Here is a 4,184-nt window from a genome sequence, read left to right on the forward strand (position 1 = left end):
TTTTGTAGATAATGAGTACATATTTAGCCTCATAATGGTCATTTAAATTGTCATCACTAGATTTTATACAGAAGGTACTTTTTTGTAATGCTCTTCTTTCCTGTTACGAATGTTACCATTAAAGAATACCCCCACGGATTTAGAGTTTTGGAGGTTGGCAAATTCCTGTTCTGACACCTCGGTATATTCATAAATCCCTCCTTTGCAAAATACTACTTCAAGCACTTGGCTCAACGGATCATAAGCAGTAGAAGTAATCAATGAAGACTCAGTGTGGTTTCTCTTAAATTTTGTCATAAATATAACTATTTAGTGTTCTTTTATATATACGTTATAGCCAGATTAAAGTTGTGTTTTTGAGTACTTGTTTTTGGTTATAAGATACTATTTTTCAGATAGTTAAAAAATAATTTACCTATATTTTATAGTTAAATTTTTCTTGTTTTTTTAAGGTTTTTATTGAGTGATTTTTTATGATTATTCAATGTTTTTGAAAGTTGCTTAGCCTTAGGTACTACTTCACTTCTTCGTTGCTTTTTACTCGGCAACGATACAGTTAATCAAAAACAACAAAGCCTCTTAAGTTCTATTGCTTAAGAGGCTTTGTTGGAGTGAGGTATATAAAAAACTATTCCTTCAAAATCCATTGACTAATAAGTTGCCCATCTACTTGCATTTTGAGTAGGTATTTGCCTGTAGGTAAGTACTGTATGTCAATGGCTAATTGTTTATCTTGTATTTTAATGGCTTTTTGCCAAAGTTTTTTGCCCTTACTATTGTATAGGTTCACTTCAGCTTTTTGCCCATTTTGGCCTGCCATAGGCACATAAAACACGCCTGATGAAGGATTGGGGTAGGCTATGATTTTTGATTTGCCTGAGAGGGTTGGCAAAGGCGTAAGGCGAGGAGGTATATAGCTAAATACTTCATCGCCTACCTTGCCATTTCGTGCTTTAAATATCAGTTGATTGTTGAGCGATGCGATGTCAGCAGGATAGCTACTACCTATGCCTGATAAAATATCGGCTACCATTTGAGTGCCCTTTTCGGTGCCATCACTTACCCAAAGTTCTGATCCGTGGGTACCGTCATTTGCTTGAAAATACAAACGGTTTTGATGTACCCAAAACTCTTTGATATCACTTGTAGCTTCATCCGGATAAATATCTTTCAAGAGCTTGGTTCCGGTTTCGGTGCCATTGCTTACCCAAAGTTCTGATCCGTGGGTGCCATCATTGGCTTTGAAGTAGATTTGATCATTCATTGATATGGCTTTTGTCATGATACCACTGGAGAAGCCTGGAAAAATATCCTTGACCATTTGAGTACCCGTTTCGGTGCCGTCGCTTACCCATAGCTCAAACCCGTGTGCGTCATCCAGGGCATTAAAGTAAACCTTGCCTTGGTGTGCTACTAGATCAAGTGGGTAGCCAGATTTACGACCAGGGACAATGTCTTTGACCAAGCGAGTACCTGCCTCGGTGCCATCGGTTACCCAAAGCTCGACACCATTGGGGCCATTTTCGGCCACAAAAAACAATAAATTACCTACTACTTTGAACTCTTCGATGCTGGAGCCATGAGCCCCCACATAAATATCTTTGAGCATTTTTGTACCTGCTTCGGTGCCATCACTTACCCAGAGTTCGTCGCCATGGGTACCGTCGTTGCCCGAAAAATAAAAATGATTGTTCCAGGCAGTAAAAAAGTGAGTAAACGAAAGGTATCCTGGGGCTACTTTTTTGGTCAATAACTGGGTGCCTGCCTCAGTGCCATCGCTTGTCCACAGTCGGGCAGGACGTTCTGTATTTGCCCAAAAATACAAGCGGTTATTTAGTGCAACCAAGCTGTAGGGAAAACTACTGTTTGCACCAGGTTTAATGTCTTTGAGTAGCTTGGTTCCAGCTTCGGTACCATCGCTTACCCAAAGCTCTTTGCCCGCCTCGGCAGACTCTGCTCTGAAGTACAACTGGTTGTTTACTACTGTTAATTCGCTTGGTATGCTTCCTTGGTTGGCTCTAGTCAAAATGTTTTTGAGCAATTGGGTACCAGCGGAAGTGCCATTAGTTACCCAAAGTTCTCGTCCATTGGTGCCGTTTTCAGCAGTAAAATAATATTTTTCGTTGAGTAGTACCCCTTTATGCAGGTAACTACTATGCGTGCTTGGTTGAATATCTTTGACTATGTGGGCAGTAGTACCTTCGGTTACCCAAAGCTCTTTGCCATGGGTAGCGTTATCTGCCACAAAAAATAATTGATTGTTGCTGGCAGTCAATAGGGTAGGTTTTCCTGATTGTTTATCTGCTTGAATATCGTGTACCAATTGGGTGTTTTCGGTAGTGCCATCGGTTACCCAGAGTTCTTCTCCATAGGTAGCATGGGTGGCCACAAAGTACAGTAAGCCACTACATTCCTTAAAATTGCGCGGTTTGCTGTCGGCAGTACCAGGGTTGATGTCTTTTAGGAGTTGGGTACCTGCTTCGGTGCCATCACTTACCCAAAGCTCTTCGCCTTGGTCGCTGTCGGCACTGAAGTAAAACTTATTTTGATAAATAGTCAGGTGAGCCGGAAAGCTACCATAAGGGCTGAGGTCTTTGAGTTTCTTAGTGCCTGCTTCGGTGCCATCGCTTACCCAAAGCTCTTCGCCGTCGTAAAAATCGTTGGCGTTAAAATAAAGCTTTCCGTTGAACACAATCATACTGGAAGGAAATCCTGACAAGTCATTTTTGGTGTTGATGTCTTTCACCATTTTGGTACCCGCTTCGGTGCCGTCGCTCACCCAAAGTTCAATACCGTGGGTGCCATCACTTGCCCTGAAGTAAAGCTTGTTGCCCATGGCTACAAACTCGTCAAGGTAACTGCCGTTGTTGCCAGGATTAATATCTTTGACCAACCGAGTGCCTGCTGTAGTACCATCACTTACCCAAAGTTCCTGATCAAATGCAGAGGCATTTCCTCTTCCTTTAAAAAACAATAAATTGTTTGCCACAACAGGCTTGTCCATATTGCCTGTAGAAGACTTTATTATGGTCATCATCTTGGTATTAGCCTCGGTGCCATCGGTTGCCCATAGTTCGGTGCCTTTGCCCTGAGTGGCATAAAAATAAAGCTGCTCTTTAAATACTACCAAGTGACTGGGATTACCATTTTTATTACCAGGGTAAATGTCTTTCAATATTTTGGTTCCTTCAGTAGTGCCATCGCTGGTCCAAAGTTCTTGACCGTGGGTGCCATCATTTGCCGAAAAGTAGAGCTGGTTTTTCCAAACTACCAATCCACTGATGTTACTGGATGGGCTACCCGGAAAAATATCCTTCAGTATTTGAGTACCTGCTTTAGTACCATCGCTCACCCAAAGCTCAGAGCCGTATACTTCGTTGCTGGCGGCAAAGTATAATTTGTTGTTAAATGTGATAAGTTCACCAGGTCTGGAAGTTGCCGGTGTAGGGTTAATGTCTTTGAGAAGGTTGACTTGTGCCTGACTTTGTAAAGCCATGAAAGTGACCATCGCTGCGCTCAAGAGGCGCAACTTGCCATAAAAAAGAAGTCTCATGCTGATGTTAGTTAATTTTACCTTTTGATAAACCTTTTTATGGCGTCAAGTTAGCAAACAATTGAAGAGAACAAGGGGGCTTAAGACATTTTTAACAGAAGAAATAGTATAAATGTACTATAGTGATACAAAATGGTGTTTTGCTCGTTTATTGGGGTTGGGTTTAGCCTTGGTTATCACAGGTTTGCACAGTTCTTTGCTGTTTTTCTCTACTTGTTTTGCTTTAGCCATTCCAGGTTTTTTTGAGGCAAACTAACAACTAAACAGGCGTGAGAAGGCAAGTAACACCTGGCAATAAACTGTCAATGTATACTGGAGTTAAAAAAGCAAAAATGGCTCATTTTTAGTGCCTTAAATGCCTTGATTATATTACTATCTGAAGTTACGCAGACCTACTTATTTTGATGGCTTTATTGCTAAATGGTTGGGCGATGCATTGCGCAACCATCAAACAATAAAGCTATCAAACAATATAAACAAGCAGACTTGGGAATTACTGCGTAACATTGGTTACTATGTCTTATTCCTGGTTCACTACTTGATTAAGTATTAGCACCCAATGCACTAGTGCTCTGGGTACTAAATTCCTTTCACATATTTCGGCTTCTTTTGCCTGCTGACTTCACCTAAA

2 protein-coding genes are annotated in these 4,184 nt (G+C 41.1%); both read right to left on the bottom strand.

The window, feature by feature from the left end; genetic code table 11:
* Positions 1-63: 63 nt before the first annotated feature.
* On the bottom strand, positions 64-297 hold the full coding sequence (locus Q0954_RS33070) for a KTSC domain-containing protein (protein ID WP_299466051.1): 234 nt from the start codon (positions 295-297) through the stop codon (positions 64-66).
* 331 nt (positions 298-628) lie between these two features.
* Entirely contained in the window at positions 629-3,553 is a 2,925-nt protein-coding gene (locus Q0954_RS33075; protein ID WP_299466054.1) for an ELWxxDGT repeat protein, read from the bottom strand.
* Positions 3,554-4,184: the final 631 nt, after the last annotated feature.

It is taken from the genome of uncultured Microscilla sp. (assembly GCF_947493425.1).
Classification (GTDB): Bacteria; Bacteroidota; Bacteroidia; order Cytophagales; family Microscillaceae; genus Microscilla.